This window comes from Streptomyces chartreusis NRRL 3882 (assembly GCF_900236475.1).
GTDB lineage: Bacteria > Actinomycetota > Actinomycetes > Streptomycetales > Streptomycetaceae > Streptomyces > Streptomyces chartreusis_D.
In genome coordinates this window covers 8,742,743-8,761,128 of the sequence record NZ_LT963352.1, presented here as the reverse complement: position 1 = coordinate 8,761,128, position 18,386 = coordinate 8,742,743, and the positions used below count along the sequence as shown (strand labels likewise).

The 18,386-nt window shown below is 69.7% G+C and carries 11 protein-coding genes; 4 read left to right on the top strand and 7 right to left on the bottom strand.

Features of this window, described 5'->3' with window-relative positions; genetic code table 11:
• Entirely contained in the window at positions 1-2,721 is a 2,721-nt protein-coding gene (locus tag SCNRRL3882_RS39435; RefSeq protein WP_010038539.1) for a molybdopterin-dependent oxidoreductase, read from the top strand.
• A gap of 54 nt (positions 2,722-2,775) precedes the next feature.
• Entirely contained in the window at positions 2,776-3,363 is a 588-nt protein-coding gene (locus SCNRRL3882_RS39430; RefSeq protein ID WP_029181083.1) for a TetR/AcrR family transcriptional regulator, read from the top strand.
• A 758-nt stretch (positions 3,364-4,121) separates the two neighbouring features.
• Here SCNRRL3882_RS39430 and SCNRRL3882_RS39420 read toward each other — a convergent pair.
• The 4 genes from SCNRRL3882_RS39420 to SCNRRL3882_RS39405 form a co-directional block, all read right to left on the bottom strand.
• Complete coding sequence (locus SCNRRL3882_RS39420) at positions 4,122-5,132, bottom strand: LacI family DNA-binding transcriptional regulator (protein WP_029181082.1); 1,011 nt, start codon at positions 5,130-5,132, stop codon at positions 4,122-4,124.
• Positions 5,133-5,486: 354 nt separating this feature from the next.
• The gene (locus tag SCNRRL3882_RS39415) at positions 5,487-6,050 is read right to left on the bottom strand and encodes an MBL fold metallo-hydrolase (protein ID WP_010038531.1); all 564 of its coding nucleotides are present in this window, start codon (positions 6,048-6,050) and stop codon (positions 5,487-5,489) included.
• A 380-nt stretch (positions 6,051-6,430) separates the two neighbouring features.
• Complete coding sequence (trpC, locus tag SCNRRL3882_RS39410) at positions 6,431-7,216, bottom strand: indole-3-glycerol phosphate synthase TrpC (RefSeq protein WP_029181081.1); 786 nt, start codon at positions 7,214-7,216, stop codon at positions 6,431-6,433.
• Between the two features lie 71 nt (positions 7,217-7,287).
• Positions 7,288-8,625 carry a ferric reductase-like transmembrane domain-containing protein gene (locus SCNRRL3882_RS39405; protein WP_173937340.1) on the bottom strand — a complete coding sequence of 446 codons (1,338 nt, stop codon included), beginning with the start codon at positions 8,623-8,625 and terminating at the stop codon, positions 7,288-7,290.
• Positions 8,626-9,280: 655 nt separating this feature from the next.
• On the opposite strand from SCNRRL3882_RS39405, the gene SCNRRL3882_RS39400 reads away from it, so the two are divergent.
• On the top strand, positions 9,281-10,387 hold the full coding sequence (locus SCNRRL3882_RS39400) for a ricin-type beta-trefoil lectin domain protein (RefSeq protein ID WP_029181079.1): 1,107 nt from the start codon (positions 9,281-9,283) through the stop codon (positions 10,385-10,387).
• An 84-nt stretch (positions 10,388-10,471) separates the two neighbouring features.
• Positions 10,472-12,454 (top strand): TIM-barrel domain-containing protein, encoded by a 1,983-nt coding sequence (locus SCNRRL3882_RS39395; protein ID WP_010038523.1) that lies wholly within the window; start codon positions 10,472-10,474, stop codon positions 12,452-12,454.
• A 97-nt stretch (positions 12,455-12,551) separates the two neighbouring features.
• Here SCNRRL3882_RS39395 and SCNRRL3882_RS39390 read toward each other — a convergent pair whose 3' ends face one another.
• The 3 genes from SCNRRL3882_RS39390 to SCNRRL3882_RS39380 all read right to left on the bottom strand — a co-directional run bounded on the left by SCNRRL3882_RS39390 (position 12,552) and on the right by SCNRRL3882_RS39380 (position 17,916).
• On the bottom strand, positions 12,552-13,973 hold the full coding sequence (locus SCNRRL3882_RS39390) for a non-reducing end alpha-L-arabinofuranosidase family hydrolase (protein ID WP_029181078.1): 1,422 nt from the start codon (positions 13,971-13,973) through the stop codon (positions 12,552-12,554).
• Between the two features lie 58 nt (positions 13,974-14,031).
• Positions 14,032-16,299, bottom strand: a complete 2,268-nt coding sequence (locus SCNRRL3882_RS39385; protein WP_010038518.1) for a glycoside hydrolase family 97 catalytic domain-containing protein — start codon at positions 16,297-16,299, stop codon at positions 14,032-14,034.
• A 186-nt stretch (positions 16,300-16,485) separates the two neighbouring features.
• The gene (locus tag SCNRRL3882_RS39380) at positions 16,486-17,916 is read right to left on the bottom strand and encodes a glycoside hydrolase family 43 protein (RefSeq protein WP_029181077.1); all 1,431 of its coding nucleotides are present in this window, start codon (positions 17,914-17,916) and stop codon (positions 16,486-16,488) included.
• Positions 17,917-18,386: the final 470 nt, after the last annotated feature.

The window sequence follows — 18,386 nt, the reverse complement described above, 5'->3', positions numbered from 1 at the left end:
ATGCCTTTCACCGTGTGCATCAACGGCCGTGCCGGCGATCAGCCGCCCCGGGCGGGGCAGTGTCTGCGCACTTACCTGCGCGAGCAGGGCTGGACGGGGGTGAAGAAGGGCTGCGACAGCGGGGACTGCGGGGCATGCACCGTGTACGTGGACGGCATGGCCGTGCACAGCTGCCTGTATCCCGCCCACCGCATCGACGGCCGCACGGTGACCACCGTCGAGGGCCTCAGCGCGGGCGGGCTCCTGCATCCGGTTCAGGAGGCGTTCGCCCGGGCCCAGGGGTTCCAGTGCGGCTACTGCACACCGGGATTCGTCATGACCACCGCCGCCCTGAGCCAAAGCCAACTGGACGACCTGCCACAGGCGTTGAAAGGCAACCTGTGCCGCTGCACCGGCTACGATTCGATCAGCCGGGCAGCACGCGCCGCCGCCGGGCACGGCACGCCACCGTCTGCCTCCCGCTGCTCCCCCGCCTCGGCGGACCCGGCCGCGCTCGATGTCGTCACCGGGGCCGCGCGATTCACCCTGGACGGCCCCGAGCCGGACGGGATGCTGCACCTGGCGCTGGTGCGCTCCCCGCACCGGCACGCTCGCATCCTGGACATCGACACCCGCGCGGCGCTCGCCGTGCCGGGCGTGCACGCCGTCCTCACCCACCGGCACGCTCCTGCAACCCGTTACTCCACAGCACTGCACGAGCGCACCGAGGACGACCCGGCCGACCTGCGGGTCCTTGACGATGTGGTGCGCCACGTCGGCCAGCGGGTCGCCGCCGTCATCGCCGACCACCCCGCGCCGGCCCAGGAAGCCAGCCGTCTGGTCCGCGTCACCTACCAGGTGCTTCCCGCCGTAGTCACTGCAGAGGAGGCGATGCGGCCTGGTGCCGTGCAGGTCGACGACGGGCCCAACGTGATCGCGCACCTGCACCGGTCCACGGGCGACGTCGACGGCGGCCTGGCCGAGGCCGACACCGTCTACGACCACACCTTCACCACCCAGCGGGTCCAGCACACCGCTCTGGAGTGCCACGCCGCCCGCGTCTGGACGGACGAGGGACGGCTGCGGGTGCACACCTCCACGCAGGCCCCGCACCTGGTACGCCGGCGCCTGTGTGACATCTTCGGCTTCGACTCGGCGCAGGTGCGGGTCACCGCGGGCCGCGTGGGCGGTGCGTTCGGCGGCAAGCAGGAGGTCCTGACCGAGGACATCACCACCCTCGCCTGCCTGCACACCGGTCGCCCGGTGCAGCTGGAGCTCTCCCGTGCCGAGGAACTCACCGCGACCACCACCCGGCATCCCTTCCGGACCAGGGTCACCATCGGCGCACGCCGTGACGGCACGCTCACGGCGATGAAGATCCACGTGCTCGCCGACACCGGCGCCTACGGCAATCACGGCCCCGGCGTGCTGGAGACCGGCTGCGCGGAAGGGCTGGCTCCCTACCGGTGCCCGAACATGACAGTGGACGCCTACAGCGTGCGCACCCACAACGTCCCCTCCGGCGCGTTCCGCGGCTACGGTGCCGCACAGATCGTCTTCGCCGTCGAATCCGCGCTCGACGACATCGCCCGCCGCCTGGGCCTGGATCCGCTGACCATGCGTGAGCGAGCCTGCCTGCGCCCCGCGGACCGGGCAGCGTTTCCCGGCGTGGGCGGACAACACGCCCTCATGGGAAACGCCCTGCACGACGTACTCCACGCCCTGGGGCAGGCACGTCAGGACCGCCGCCTCGAGGGCGGGCGGTCTGCCCCACCCGGGTGCCGCGTCGGTGAGGGCCTGGCCGTCGCCGCCCACCACAGCGTGCCGGCCGACGGCCACATCGCCCAGGCGAAGGCATCACTGGGTGCCGATGGCTGCTATGACCTCACCACCGGAGCCCCGGAGTTCGGCAGCGGCGCCGGCACCGCCCTGTGCCGTATCGCCGCCCGGACGTTGGGGACCAGCACGGCACGCATCCGGCTGCACCATGGCGACACCGACATCCTCGAACACGACACCGGAGGATTCGCCTCCACTGCCGTGCCTCTCACCGGCCAGGCCGTCACCCGCGCCTGCCAAGGACTTGCCGGACTCCTCGTCGACACGGCAGCCGCCTTCACCGACACCCCACCGGACGACTGCCACCTCACGAAGGACGCCGTTCGCTGCGCCGGAACGGTCGTGCCCCTCTCCGCCATTCACCGCTACGCCGAGTCGGCCGGTCTCCGCCTGCGCGCCGACGCCACGGCCGCCGCGGACGACGGTGACCTGTCCCTGTCCGTCAGCGCCCAGTGGTTCCGCGTCTGCGTGGACCCGGACACCGGCATCCTCAGCGTTCTCGACAGCGTCCACATCGCCGACGCCGGGCACATCGTCCACCCCGAGCAAAGCCGCGCCCAGATCGAAGGAGCCGTTGTCCAAGGCCTGGGCTGCGCCCTCAGCGAAGAACTGCCCACCGGTCCGGACGGTCTCATCGCCACGCCCGACCTGCGTTTCTACACGATCCCCCACCTTGGTGACTTTCCCCCCACCCATGTCCAGTTCATCGACCACGAGGGCGCAACTGCCCCCAAACCCCTCGCCGAACTGGCCATCAACCCCATCGCCGCGGCACTCGCCAACGCTGTTCACCATGCCCTCGGCATCCGCATCGACACCCTGCCCCTGCGCCCGGATTCCGTGTGGTCAGCCCTTGCCTCGGCTTCCGGCAGGACACGGACAGATGCCCGCAGCGGGACATGACGTAAGACTTGTCGAGCGACCTGTTCGGCAGACTGAGTCGAATAGGATGACGACATGGCTCATGTATCCGTGGCGGAGCGCCGCCCCCAACTGATCAAGGCCGCCATCGACCTGATGGCCAGGGAGGGCGTCGCCGCCGGCAGCACGCGCGCCATCGCCGCGGAGCTCGGTGTGGCACAGGCGACCGTGCACTACACCTTCGGCACGAAGGAAGATCTGTACCGGGCCGTCATGGAACAGCTCACCCAGGACCTCGTCGCCCAGGTGGAGCAGGCCGCGCCCACGGACGCGGGTTTCGAGGACACTGTCGTCACGCTCGCCGAGGCCCTGTGGCACACCGTGCTCGAACAGCCCGGGTCCTACCAGCTCCTCACGGAACTGTCCTTGTTCGCCCTGCGCACGCCCCATCTCCAGGACGCTCTGCAAGGCCACTACCGCGGCATCTCGGCCGTGACGGCGAAGCTGATCAGCGAGGCCGCCGAACGCACCGGCCACCAGCTCGCCCAGCCCGCCGAGACGATCGCGAGGTTCTTCCTCGCGGGCTTCGACGGGCTGACGATGCAGCACCTCACACTGCCGGACGAGGAGGCCGAACGGGCCTGCCTGCGGGCCCTGATCTCCGCCGTCCTGGCCATGACCTGAGGTCGCCCCCGGCCGGCGGGAAACGCGTCGAAAACCCTGTCGGCCGGGGCCGGGACAGACCGCCTCAACGAGCCGGGGCAGCCGGGGGGCTCCGGGTGCGGCGGGTGCGAGCGGCTGCGGGGACGCCACGGCAAGCAACGCCGTCACCCCGCCGGGAGTGTTATCCGGCGGGGTGCGTGGATCCCGGGCGACGGTTCAGGCGGTACCCGGACGCGGCGGCGATCAAGGATTTCTCGGTCGTGCGGTACAACAACCACTGGCTGATTTCCGAGGCGCTGGCCCACGCCCGACGGATGTACTACAGGGGAGTCTGCCCGGACCGCAGCAGGGGCGGCCGCGCACGGGCACCGGATCACCGGGGCCACCGCCTGCCACGTGGCCCGCGCCGGCGGCACCGTCGACCAGCTGACCCAACTGCCGGTTCCTTGGCGGTCTGCCGCTCACTGGCCGAGGGCCGCTGAACGCGCCGGATGATCAGCATGCCGATCCCGCCGGACACCAGGGCGAAGAAGGTCAGCAGGACGTAGAGGCCCGAGGGGCTCCATTCGATCAGTGCCGGAGTGACGAGTGCGAATCCCGACGCGGCGAAGCGGGCGACCGCCATGGTGGCCCCTGCACCGTGGCGCGTGCGGTCCGTCCCCGCGATTCGATCTGCCGTAGGCCGTGCGCTCGCCGGCCGCCTGTCAGCGGCTGACGCCGGAGCCCGGCGCTGTGCGGATCGGCGCCGATGAGCCGTAGCTCGATCCGGCGCCGTGCCCTCACGGTGTGCCGTTCCGCCGTCGCGCCGCGCGTCGTGTGGACCGGCGAGGGAGCAGCACCGGTTGCACGAGCCGACGCCGGTCCACGACGCCGCGGGCGTTGATGACAGCGAGCAGCAGGTCGACCGCTTCGGCGCCCACCCGGTCGGGGCGGAGGCTGACGGTGGTGACGGGCGGGGTGGTCGTCGCGTAGTCCGGATCCTCGCTGACGCACGCCACCAGCAGGTCGCCCGGCACCCGAAGACCGTGGTGCCGAGCGGCGGCGAGGATGTTGTGGCCGGAGTCGGAGTAGACGCCGATGACGGCGTCCGGTCTCGGATCATGGCTGAGCAGCCGGCTGACCGCGTGCTGTTCGGCCGTGAAGTAGTCGGGCAGCGAGGCGTACTCCTCCACGAGTGCGGGCGTGCGGTGTTCGTCGCACCAGGACCGGTAGGCATGCGCGATCAGGCGCGGGTACGCGTCGTCGTGAAGGGGCAGGGAGAGCCCGATCCGCCGGGCGCCGGACCGCGCGAGGTGGTCGAGCAGCAGGCGCAGGCCCGCTTCGTGGTCCGCGTCCACCCATGCGTCGCATCGACGCGGCTCGGGCGGCCTGCCTTCGCTGATCATCGGTACGCCACGCTCCCGCAGGATGGCACGCACCGGGTCGTCGGCGCGCGGTCCGCCGTGGATGACGCCGTCCAGCGGCGTGTTCAGCCACATCCACGGTGACATGGAACTCGGCATCGCCAGCAGCAGATAGCCACGCTCGTGCGCCGCCGACATCGCGCCGAGTGTCAGCTGGGCGTAGTACGGAATCTCGATGTACGGGACGGGCAGGTCGCCGTACGTCGTCATGGTCAGGCCGAGCACTCCGGTGCCCCCGCGGGCCAGAGCACGGGCCGTGCTGGCCGGGGCGTAACCGAGTTCCCGCGCCGCGGCAAGCACGCGCTGCCTGGTCGCCTCGGACAGCCGTCCGGTGCCGTTGAGCGCGTTCGACACCGTGGCCGTGGACACCCCTGCCCGTGCGGCCACGGCACCGAGTGTGGGACGCCGCCAAACAGGTGTGCTCTCCATGGGCACCCCAACTGCCGTGTGATCGCTTGCGGTCAAGAACGTAATCACTCACCGTACCGGGCGACGGCGACCCGGACCCGCCGCCGGGTGAGGAGTGATCTGATGCCAGATGTCCTCGACGACACCCTTGAGGGGCCCGTGGGCGGGCCGCTTCAGCGGCGGACGTTCGTGGCGGCGGCCGGGCGGGCGCCCTACGAGGCCCTGGCCCGCCGGTCGGGCCGACGGACGGCACACCATCACCTACGTCGCCGCGGGTCGGCTCCAGCCACACCGGGTACGCTCGGCGCTCCGACCGGTGGCGCATGAGGCGGGCTACACGGGCGTCGACCCCGACGGCGCGAACGGTGCCCCGTGTCCCGGCACGATCAGCGCCGGCCCGAGGGCCAGGACCTTCTCCCTGGCCGCTCGGAGCTGCTCGCGGTCGGGCGCGAAGGGGTCGTCGGCCGGTCCCTCGGCGGTCCACCACAGGTGGGTCAGGACCACCAGACCCTCGTCGGCCGTGACCAGGGTGCTGACGCCCTCGGCGGTGTGACCTGGTGTCGTCATGAGCGTGATCGACGGCGACAGCTGGTATCCGTCGGCATCACGGTCCTCCCAGATGTCGTTCTGGTAGATCGCCATGTGGTCGTGGAAACGGGCCTCGGCGAACAGGGCCGCGTTCAGCGTGTGGTCCGGGTGATGGTGGCTGAAGACCACGTCGGTGACGTCTTCGGGGTGCAGTCCGTGGTGCGCGAGCGGGTCCAGGATGAGACGGCGGTCCGCGACCATGCCGGGATCGACGACCGCGACCGTCTTGCCGTCGACGAGCAGGGTGACGGTACCGGCCACCCGCTCGTCGGCGTAGCCGGTGGTCAGGACGTGGAAGGCAGCGGTCATGAGGGTTCCTCGAGGATGGGTGTGGTGTGGGGCCGCACGAGCCGGTCACCGGGGAAGGAACGCCCGGGAGCCGGTGAGCGGGGTTCGGGACCAGTGTCGAGCGACGGTCTCTCGGGGCAGGGCGGAGACCACTCGCCGTGGACCTCGTCACGCCAGGCGCGGCGGCGGCCACCGATGCGGCGGCCGTGCGCACGCGTCCCGCCGCGTCGGTGCCACGGTTGAGGCGGCACTGGCGGTCGGTGGCCCAGCCGCCCACGGTCGGCCCGTCGGCCAGGCAGAGCGCTGCGGCGCGACTCCAGCTGCGTGAAGGCGATTCCTTCGACCGCCGCTACCTCTGCGAAAGCTCCGTAGCCGAACCCGTCACCGCCGAACGGCCGCCGTCAGGCCCCGGCTGCTTCGATGAACTCGCGCACGGCGCTGCGCGGGTCCCCCGAGCGGACCAGTGCCTCGCCGACCAGTACCACGTCGGCTCCCCAACCGCGGTACTCCGCGACATCCTTCGGGCCCGTCACTCCCGATTCCGCTACCCTCACCGTGCCTTCCGGGATGCCCGTCACGAGGTCGGCGAACACACCACGATCCACGTCCAGCGTCGTCAGGTCCCGCGCGTTGATGCCGAGGAGCTCGGCTCCTGCGGCGACGGCGCGCCGCACTTCGTCGGCCGTGTGCGCCTCCACGAGCGGCGTGAGACCCAACTCCCCGCACAGTCCCATCAGGTCGGCGAGCCGTCCGTCGTCCAGTGACACGACCATGAGAAGCGCGAGATCGGCTCCGTGAGCGCGGGCCTCCCACAGCTGATAGGGGTCGATGATGAAGTCCTTGCGCAGGACGGGCACGTCGACCCGGGCGCGTACGGCGTCCAGATCGGCGAGTGACCCGCCGAAACGCCTGCTCTCGGTCAGCACGCTGATCGCAGCGGCACCGCCCGCCGCGTACTGGACCGCGAGGGACGCAGGATCGGGAATGTCCGCCAGCGCCCCCTTGCTGGGGCTCCTTCGCTTCACCTCGGCGATGATGGACACCCCGGGCGACCGGAAGGCCGGCAGCGGGTCACGCGCGGGTGCCGCGTCCGCTGCCCGGGAGCGCAGCTCCGCCAACGGCGTCACACGCTTACGCTCCTCCAAGTCCTCGCGAACTCCCGCGAGGATCCCGTCAAGAACGCTCATAGTCCTCTCCCTGTCGAATCGTCTTGCACGGCCATGCGCAAGCCGTGGCCGGACACCGCCGCAGGCGGGGCTCAGGCCAGGCCGAACCGCTCGGCGTGCACTTGCCGGTGGGGAACCCCCAGCCCGCGCAGGGCGTTGAGCACGGCCGAGGTCATCGCGGGCGGACCGCAGACGTACACGTCCCGTTCGGTCATGTCGGGAACGAGGGCCCGGAGACTGTCCGGCTCGAACGGCGGACTCCCCTCCCCCGTGCGGCCGGTGAGCAGGTGCAGCTGCCCACCGTTGTCCGCGACCAGGGCTCGTACCTCGTCGACCAGCACGGCGTCGTTCTCGCTGCGCACCCGGTAGAGCACGACGACGTCGCCGGCCGGTTCCTCCTCCAGCAGCGCTCGAACCGGCGTGATCCCCACTCCTCCGGCGATCAGCAGGGCGCCGGGCCGCGTGCGGTGCAGCGACGTGAACGCCCCGTACGGCCCCTCGACGAACGCGCGGCTCCCGACCTGGACGTGCCGCAGCCCGGCGCTGGTGCTGCCGACCGCCTTGGCGGTCAGGCGCAACGTTCGGCCGTCGGGGGCCGCCGACAGGGAGAACGGATTGGCCAGCCACCAGTGGTTGTGCCCGGGGAACCGCCAGATGCAGAACTGGCCGGCCCGGGCCGGCAGCTTGTCGAGGTGGCGGCCGGTGACGCGTACCGACACCACGTCGTCCGACTCCGCCACCACCTCAGCGACCCGGAACCTGTGGTAGGCGTTGCGCCACAGAGGCATCACGATCCGCCCCGTGACCAGGGCACCGAACGCGAACAGCCACAGGGCCCACCAGTAGATTTTCGCGGGCCCGGAAGAGCTGAAGGTCGTGGTCTCCTGCAACTGGTGGACGAACGCCAGCCCCAACGCCAGGTACAGCAGCAGGTGCAGGCCGTGCCAGGTCTCGTACCGCAGCCGCTGCCTCACATACCGGGCGGAGACCGCGGCGACCACGACGACGATCGCCGCGGCCAGCATCCCGAGCAGGGAGGCCGGCACTCCGGCCAGCGCGAGGAACGTCTTCGTCATCGACGTGTCCTCGAGCCTCGCGTAGCCCAGCACCACCAGCACGGCGTGGGTGAGGATGGTCCACAACAGCGTGAAGCCGACCCACCGGTGCCACACCGTCAACCGGTCCATGCCGATACGGCGGTCGAGCCACGGCAGCCGGGCCACCAGCAGCAGCTGGAACAGCATCAGCACGGCGGCGTGCAGGCCGAAGAACTTGGCGACCGTGAGCACCCCGTTCTTGCCGGTTCCGGCGGTGAGGAACAAGACCTCGACGATCACCAAGTTGACGATGACAAAGGTCCACAGCGCCCACCGCGCCGCAACGACCGGAGGTAGGGTGCCTTGCCGCACCCGTGAAATCGTCGCCTCCACCGCTTCCCCTCTTGTCCATGTGACGCACACCGCGACAGGCACCGCGAGGCCGTGAGGACCCCGGCGTCCTCACGTGATGCTCCCGGCCGCCGTCGCCGGGTACGCTGGCTGATTAAAGTCTTAACCACAAGACATCACAAGGCTGTTCAGGTACATCGGCCCGGCTCTGAACGGCCCTCTTCACGGCGGGGACAGTGCGCTGATCCAGCATGACGGGGCAGCCGATCCCGGGTCGGTGCTCGCGGTCGATAAGCCATACATGGGATGTTCGCGGTCGACTCGGAGAAGAAGAGAACAGCAAGCAGGCCGCAGAAGCACCCATCGGCACGACGCAGCCCAAGAATGGCCCACGCGCACCGATCCTGACTCTGACATTCATGGGATGTTCCAGCCGCAATCGTGGTATCTATACGGATGCGCTTGTGGGCCGGTTCCGGCCGACCCGCTCGGTACAGGAGGGCCGGGGCAGAGGGGGACACCAGGCGGGCTCGGTGTTGTCAGTGCTCACAGCGCAAGAGACACCCCCACTCACGCCGTTCTGCCAGTACGTCAGGGCGGCCGCCGACGCCGAAGGGAAGGCGCTGCGGCCGAGCCGCTGACACGTACGGCGATCAGCCCCGCTGATTCAGCAATCACTCGCAGAAGAGGACGCTGCATGAGAAAGCCTTGGGTTCTACCCCTGATCGCCCTTGTCGCTGGCGCGCTCGGTGTGACAACGGCAGGTGCGGCCCCTGCCTCCGCCGCCTCCACAACGCCCTTGCGGGTCATGCCGTTGGGCGACTCGATAACCTGGGGCGTGGGAAGCAGTACGGGCAACGGCTACCGCGGCCCGTTGTGGGACAAGCTCGCGGCGGACGGCCATCCGCTGGACTTCGTCGGCACGCTGCGGGGCGGTTCGATGTCCGACCCCGACAACCAGGGCCACTCCGGGTACCGCATCGACCAGATCGCCGCACTCGCCGATGCCTCGCTGACCCGCTACCGGCCCAACGTCGTGACGCTGCACATCGGCACCAACGACCTCCAAGGCGCCTCCGAGGTCGACAGCGCCATCGCCCGGCTGAAGTCGCTGGTCAACCAGATCACCGCCGACGTCCCCGACGCAACCGTCCTCGTCGCCTCCCTGGTCGTGTCCACCAGCAGCTCGGAGGAGCGGTTCCGGGGCACGTACAACCAGGCCACCCGGAACATCGTCAGCGACGCACAGGCCGCGGGCAAACACGTCGGATTCGTCGACATGAGCAGCCTGACCACGGCCGACCTGGCCGACCCCCTGCACCCCAACGACTCGGGCTACCAGAAGATGGCGGACGCCTTCCACCGCGGCATCCGGTCCGCGGACAGCGCCGGGTGGCTGAAGAACCCCGCCCCCGCCCCGGCACGCGTACAGTCCGGAATCACCGGCAAGTGCATGGACGTCAACGGCGCCAACACCGCCGACGGGACCGCCGTCCAGACGTGGAACTGCGGCGACAGTGCCAACCAGTACTGGTCCGCCTACACCGACGGCACCCTGCGTTCCATGGGCAAGTGCCTCGACGCCGCCGGCGGGGCCACCGCCAACGGCACCAAGGTGCAGCTCTGGTCCTGCCACGGCGGCGCCAACCAGGTCTGGCAGCCGTACAACGGCGGCTACCGCAACCCCGCCTCCGGCCGCTGCCTCGATGTTCCGGGCTCCTCCACGGTCGACGGCACACAGCTCGTGCTGTGGGACTGCAACGGCGGTGCCAACCAGAAGTGGACCACTCTGACCGCCGGATGACCCCCGCTCCCGGGAGCTGAGCCCTCCCCGGGGCTCAGCTCCCGGGAGAACGTCCAGGCCCTTGACAGGAACAAAGGAATTACCTTGCCCTACAGCATCCGCGCGGGAGGTCTGGAACGGCACACCGCCGAAGAGATCCTCCGCATCGAGCCCTGGGGACCGGACGCCGTCCGCGTGCGGGCTTCGTCCGGGACCGTCGACCCCGCCGCGCCCGGCGCGCTGGAGAGCCCCTCGCCCTCCCCGCACGCCGAACTGTCCTTGTCGGACGACGGGTCCGCCCACCTGGTCAACGGCCGCATCGCCGTCGAGGCCGCGGCGGACGGCCGGCTGAGGTTCCTCCACGCCGCCTCGGGCCGTGAACTCCTCGCCGACAAGAGCCCGTACACCCACCACGCCGGCCCTCGCGTCTACGCGGCGGGCGGTCGGACGGAGCAGCACTTCGAGGGGTACGACGGTGAGCGACTGCACGGCCTGGGGCAGCATCTGCACGGACGCCTGGACCAGAAGGGCTGTGTGATCGACCTCGTCCAGGGCAACACCGTGGCCGCCGTCCCGTTTCTGCACTCCTCGCGCGGCTACGGACTGCTCTGGAACAACCCCGCCACCGGCCGCGTCGAACTGGGCGCCGACACCACCCGGTGGACGGCGGACGCCGGCGGGCGCGTCGACTACTGGATCACCGCCGGCGACGCCCCGGCCCAGATCATCGACACGTACACCCGGGCCAGTGGACGCCCGCCTCTCCTCCCCGAGTGGGCGTCCGGTTTCTGGCAGTCGAAACTGCGCTACCGCACCCAGGACGAACTCCTCGCGGTGGCACGGCAGTACAAGGAGCGCGGACTGCCGCTGTCGGTCATCGTCTGCGACTTCTTCCACTGGCCGAGGATGGGCGACTGGCGTTTCGAGGAGAGCGAATGGCCCGACCCCGCCGCCATGGTCGAGGAGCTGACGGACCTCGGGGTGAGACTTGCCGTCTCGGTGTGGCCCACCGTCGAGCCCGGCAGTGACACCCACGACGAGCTGCGATCGGCCGGACACCTCGTACGGGACTCCGGCGGCGGCCTGCTCACCTTCCCGTGGCCGTCCCGGCACAGCGGGGAAGCGCTGACACGCCCGATGGCGTACTACGACGCCACCCACCCCGGAGCACGCGCCGCGCTGTGGCAGCGGCTGGACGACAACTATCGTTCGCTGGGGGTGGGGTGCTTCTGGCTGGACGCCTGCGAGCCCGACCTGCCCAGGGAGGTCGCCGACCGCGCCGTCTACGCGGCCGGGCCGGCGGCCGAGGTCGCGAACCTCTACCCCGTGCTGCACACCCGCGCGGTGGCCGACGGCCTGCGCGCGGCGGGCGAGGACCGGCCGCTGTCGCTGGTCCGCTCCGCGTGGGCGGGCAGCCAGCGTCACGGGGCCCTGCTGTGGTCCGGCGACATCCCCACCACCTTCGACTCCCTCGCGCGCCAGATCAGGGCCGGGCTGAACGTCGCGATGAGCGGCATCCCCTGGTGGAACACCGACATCGGCGGCTTCGGCGGCGGCGACCCGGACGACCCCGCGTACCGTGAGCTGCTGATCCGGTGGTTCCAGTACGGCACCTTCAGCCCCGTCATGCGACTGCACGGGGACCGGAAGCCCAACCACCCCACCTTCTCGGCGGACATGACCGGCGGCCGGAACGAGGTCTGGTCCTACGGGGAGCAGGCGTACGGCATCCTCCGGGACCACCTGCTGCTGCGCGAGCGCCTGCGCCCGTACCTGATGAGGCTGTCCGAGGAGGCCCACCGCACCGGCGCACCGCCGATGCGCCCGCTGTTCTTCGACTTCCCCGAGGACGAGCGCGCCTGGGACGTGGACGACCAGTTCCTGCTCGGCCCCGACGTGCTGGTGGCACCCGTGTACGAGGCGGGCGCCCGGGCCCGCCGGGTGTATCTGCCGTCCGGCGCCCGCTGGCTCGACCTGGTCACCGGACATGGGAGGGAGGGAGGGACGGCGCTCGAAGTGGACGCCCCGCTGGAGCGCGTTCCCGTCTTCGTCCGCGAGGGGGCCTACGTCGCCGCTTTGCTCGGCTGACCTGCTTTGGCCGTAGGCCTGCTGATCACCGCGAAGGGGTACTCCCGCCAAGAAGGAGAGGAACCCCAGCCGACGTGCGGCTGGGGTTCCTCGCGGGTCAGCGTTGCAGGGTGAGCAGGCCCGGCCGGTACGGCAGTCGCACGTAGGGGGTGTCCGACGGTGTGGTGGGGGACAGGCCCTGGTAGAGGAACTGCAGGTTGCACGCGTCGACGGTCATGGTCTGGTCGGGGTTGTTGCGGACCAGGTCACCGTGGCTGATGCTGTTGGTCCAGGTGGCGCCGCTGTTGGCCTTGCCCGCGAAGGGGTTGCTCTCGGTGGCGGCCTGCGGGGTCCACGGACCGTCCAGGCTGGAGGCCGTGAACGACCGGAAGAAGCGGTCCTCATTCACACCGCGAGCCTCGACGATCATGAGGTACTGGTTCCGGCCCTGGACCTTGTAGACCTCCGGCGCCTCGAACAGGTTCTTCTCCGTATCGGTCATGACCGTCGTGTACGACGAGCCGAAGCTGCTCGGGAAGTTCCCGATCGGCATGGTCGACTTGAAGATGCCGCCCTTGTCATTGGCGAAGAACAGGTACATGTTCTGGCCGTCACCGATCAGGGTCGGGTCGATCGGGCCGCCGGTGGGGAGGCTGCCGGTGAACAGCGGCTGGGCCGCGGACCAGCCGTTGGGGTTGGTGGGGTCGCTCGACGTGCGGTAGACGAAGGGCCATTGGGTACCCCACCCATTCGAGGCCAGCACCCATATCTTCTTGGGCGCGAAGTAGAACAGCTTGGGCGCCACCGCGGACTGGCTCATGCCGGTCTGTCCGGCCGTCGCCATGTCCGACCAGTTCGTGAAGGGGCTGAAGCCCATCGATTGCCAGTTGCCGTCGGAGTACGTCGCGTAGACCAGGTGCTTGCCGTTGTACGTCGTGGTGGTGAAGTCCTTCAGCGAGAGCCACCCGTTGGCCGGCTGCGCCAGCGGCCCCGTCGAGCTCCACCGGTACGTCGACGGAAGAGCACAGGAGTTGGTCGTCCCGGACAGGCCGGTCCACTTCTGGTTGCTGCCGCCGGTGCAGTTCCACAGCTGCACCGCCGTGCCGTTGGCCGTGGCGCCGCCGCTGACGTCCAGGCACAGCCCGGACTCCACAGCGACGACCGTGCCGTCGGAGTTCACCCGCCACTGCTGGTTCGTACCGCCGTTGCAGGACCAGATCACCGGCCGGGTACCGGCCGTGGTGGCGTGGCCCGGGACATCGAGGCACTTGTTGCCGTACACGGTCAGCTGGTTGCTGTCCGTGAGCGTCCACTGCTGGTTGGTCCCGCCTGTGCAGTCCCAGATCTGCACGTTCGTGCCGTCGGTCTGGCCGGCGCCCGGCACATCGAGACACCGGCCGGAACCCACACCGCGCAGGGCGCCGCTGGTGGCCGCCTGAGCCGGGTTGGCGACGAGCATCGCCGCCAACGAGACCAGGACCGCAACCGTGGCGGCCAGGCCCGCAGGCAGGTGTCTGCGGCTGAAACTTCGTCTGTGCATGGGGGCCTCGTCTTCCTTGAGTGAGCTCGCGTGATTCGGGGGTGTTCGATCAGGGGCGTCAGGAGACGGTGAACAGCTGGTGGTCGGCGCCGTCGTACGGGCGTTGCTCCAACCGGTCGCCCTGGGCGGCGCCCGCGGTGAGGTAGAGACCGCTGTGGCGATTGAGGAGCCGGATACGGCCGTTGCCCGCGTCTTCCGCCAGCCATTCGTCGTTGGTGTTCGCGTTGGCTTCGTACGGGTACTGGATGGCCTTCGCGCCCGCGTCGCGTGAGGCCCACTGGACGACGACGTCCTTGTCGCTCGCCTGGTTGACGATCCGCGTGTATCCGTCGCCGAGGGGCACGAACGCGAAGCGCTGGTTGGTGCCGCCGGTGCCGGGCCAGCGGATGATCTCGGCGTCGTCCGCGAGGCTTGCGCCCTTCACGTCGAGTACGTGGCTGCTGCCGGCGACGGTCACCGTGCGGTTCCCGGTCGGGATGGCGGGGACCTTGGTCAGCTTGACCACGTGGCCGCCGCCCGCGACCGCCGGGACGCTCAGCGTGTCACCGGCCTGGATGACCTTGCTGGTGCGGGTCAGGCCGGTGGAGCCGTCGGTGGTGATCTCCGCGTGCCAGGTGCCGGAGCCGAGGAACGTGGTCGGGTAGCTGATGGTGGTGGCGCCGCCGCGCCGGAAAGCCCCGACGAACCAACGGTCGCCGTCGCGGCGCGCGATGACCCCTCCGGTGAGCGGGTCGCCGGAGACGTACTTCGTCTCGTCCCACGCGGTCGGCAGCATGCGCATCCACCGCTGTGCCTCGGGCCGGGCCTGGTAGTCCGAGATGCGGCTGCCGGGCAGCATGATGCCGCTGTCCAGGAGTACGCCGAGGGCGAGTTCGGCGGCGTCGCTGTTCGGGTTGCGCTGCTGGAAGCTCATCGGCGAGTAGTCGGCCGGGCCCAGGAGGCCGCGAGTGAACGGGAGTGCGGCCACGTGCCCGATGTCCCGGCCCCCGGGGTACTCCTCGCCGCGGACGGCCTCGTTGGTCAGCACGTGCGGCCAGGTGCGGTGGACGCCGACGGACAGGCGCGAGCCGTGCAGGTCGACCATCAACTTGTACCGGGCGGTGTCGGCCAGGGCCGCGTCGTACCACTGCTGACGGGCCTGGCTCTCGGACCCCATGAAGTCCATCTTGACGCCGACGACACCCCACCCGGTGATCTTGGTGAACTGGGCTTCCCGCTCGGCGGCCGTGTCCAGGTCCTGCCAGTGGTACCAGAGCATGATCCGCACGCCGCGGTCCCGGGCGTAGGCCACGAGCTCGGGAATGATCGCCTGGTTGTCCTTCCACCCGTCGTCCACCAGAAGGTAGGGCCAGCCCTGCGAGGAGGCGTAGTCGGCCCACTGCTTGAGCTTGGTCAGGTCGCGCTGGGTGTCCCACATGCCGTCCAGCCACGGCCACGCGGCGACACCGGGCTTGATCCACGAGGTGTCGGAGATCTTCGACGCGGGCGCGACGTCGTCGACCAGCGTGGACTCCACGACCGTCGCCGTGCTGCCGATGGCGGCGGTGCGCCACGCTGTGGTGAACGCGCCGGACCGCACGATCTGCGCGTCGGCCAGCGCGACGGTGAACCGGCCGGTGCCCTGGGTGTGGGTGAACTGGCCACCCGAGTAGTTGCCGTCCACACCGGACTCGGCGAGCAACACCCGTGCGCCGTTGGTCTGTTGGGCGAACATGCCCATGTCGTAGGAGCCCGTCGGGACGTCGGCGACCGTGGAGGTCGCATAACCCCTCTCGTGATCGGGACTGAACACCTGCCGGGACAACTGGGCGTCGGTCGGCAGTTCGAACGACGTCGCCTCTCTCAGCACCGTCGCACCCGACGGCAGCTCGTAGCGCAGCGCCATACCGTCCGCGGACGTGCGGACGTGCACGGTCATCTGCGCGGAGCCCTTCGCGAACACCAGTCTCGTCTCGGTCGCGGAGCGCGCCCGGACGCGGGACTTCCCCGCTTTGACCTCGTAGTCGTACGAGACGGGCGTATCCGTGCGTCTGACGAAGTCCAGTCCGGTGGTGAAGTCGGCCTGGCTGGTCACCAGCCCGATCGGAGCGGGTAGCAGGGCTTGGCGGCAGTTCCAGCTCGCGCCGAGCGAGAGGGCTCCGTTCACGTCCAGCGCCACGGTGGCGCGCACGCCGTCACAGCCGCTCTGTGCAACACCGGGCTGGACCGAGGTCCAGCTCCCCGGCGTGGCGGCGGACGCGGGCACCGCGGTGACCGAGCCCAGGCCGGCGAGGACGGCGGCGGCCGTACCGGCGACTCGAACCCCGCTTCGTTGGAGGAGTCTCATGTGGCCTTCCGGTGGTTGCAGGTGGTCCGCCGCACATCGCTCGCGCCGGGATTCGGAGGGAGATTGCCTTTACATCCCATCACTGTCAAGGGACAAGTCCCCCAAATCCTGGAGTTGGCCTTCAGCTAGGGCTTACCTCACGACTTTTGATGGGATGTATGGCGCTCGCTGCCTGCCGGTGGCAGGTCAGTTCGTGACGCGGAAGGTGGCGTCGCTGCGTCCTGTCGTGGTGGTGATCGGGTCGAGGCGCAGTTGGTAGGCGTAGTGGCGGATGTAGCGATCGGGGTGGTTGTAGGACTGGAAGGAGGACCAGGTCGAGTCGGCGAGTCCGGCGACCTGACGGAAGGTGGCGTCCCCGGCGAACTGGGCGGTGCCGTCGTTGCGGACCAGTTGGAAGTCGTTGTTGACGTGCCGCAGGAAGTAGCCTCGGTAGTTCACCGACTCGAAGGAGACGGTGCCGGAGCCCGCAAGGCCGGGCCGCAGCCGGAACTGGGCGTCGGGGCCGGTGATGTTCTGGTCGATGCGCACGTCGAAGGCGGCGTGGCGCACGTACCGGTCCTGGAAGTTGTACGACTGCAGCCGCTTGGCCGGGATGTCGCTCCAGCGGGCGAGGACGCGGGACTCCTCGGCGGCCGTGAGGTTCAGGATCGAGCCGTGGCGCTTCTTGAGTGCGCCCATGTCGTAGCTTCCCGCCGTCGGCATCTGGTAGGTGCCGGGGGCGGAGGGGTTGGTCGTCGTGACGGGCATGTAACCGCGTCCGGAGGAGTACTGGTCGAGGTAGAGCGCCCACTCGTTGCGGTCGCGGAACTTCATCCACATCGGGCCCTCGACCTGGGCGCCGGTCAGGCCGATGCCGGAGAGGTCGCCGAGGTTCGTCCAGGTGCCGAGGATCGAGTTGCTGCCTTCGAGGGTGATCTGGCCGTCGCCGGAGGCGCGCACGTAGCGGTAGTTGCCGACGCCGGCGGGCATCTCGACGATCTGGGTGTCGATGATCTCCTGCATGCCGGGGCGCTCGATGTAGATCTGCGGGGTGGTGATGGTGCGGAAGTCGCTGGTGTGGGCGTAGTAGATGCGGTGCTTCTTCACGCCGTTGACAGGCTTGTTCGTCGCCCAGTACAGGACGTAGTTGTTGGTGGCCGGGTCGAAGTGCGCTTCCGGCGCCCAGGCGTTGCGTCCGTCGGGGATCGCGCCGGCGACGTCGAGCAGCCACGGCTCCGACCAGTTGATCAGGTCCGTCGACTCCCACACCACGAGGTTGCGGCTGCCGTTGTACACGGCGGTCTCCCAGTTCTGGCCGCAGCTGATGCACAGGTCGGTCGCGATGATCCAGTACTTGCCGCCGTCGGGGGATCTCACGAGTGCGGGGTCACGCACCCCCTTCGTGCCGACCGTGGAGCGCAGGATCGGCGCCCCGCCGTTGAGGTCGTTCCAGTGGAGACCGTCCGCGCTGTGCGAGAGGTACATCTGCTGACCGTTCGCCCCCTCCCCGGTGAAGTGCAGCATCAGGTAGCCCGGGTCGGCGGCGGCTGCCCGCTGCGGTGTGACCAGAGCTTGGCCTGTGAAGAGCAGGCATACGGCGAGCAACATCACCGACAGCCGGGCGCGAAGCGCGGACATCCACATCTCCTGTCGTTGAGCCCAGGGCGGGCTACCGCACGACGCGAAAGAGCCGACTGGATCCCGGTGAGCGAGGGTGTCTCCTGCGTCCTGTTCTCGTGCGACTCCCGGTGGTCGGGCCGGGGGCGGCCTCCGTAGCGAACTCGCTGTCACACCAGTCGAGTTGTGCGGTATATCGAATGGCGTTCGTAAGATCGGGCAGACATTAAGTGGGCGAAACAGGGTGCGTCAATACGTCCGACATCCGCCGCACTCCCCCGACTCGATCGCGCGCATGCCGCACTCAGGCTCGCCTTTCGGAAGTGCTCCGAGCGCCGCCGACGCCAGGCATGCCTTTGTGACAGAAGCGTTGACCTGGACAGGTGCAGGACCTATCTTCTGGCCGAGTTTACGAACGGTGTTCGAAATACCGGCAAGGTGCGAACAGACGGTATCTCCGCACCATCAGCACCAGAGGGAGCACTCCGTGA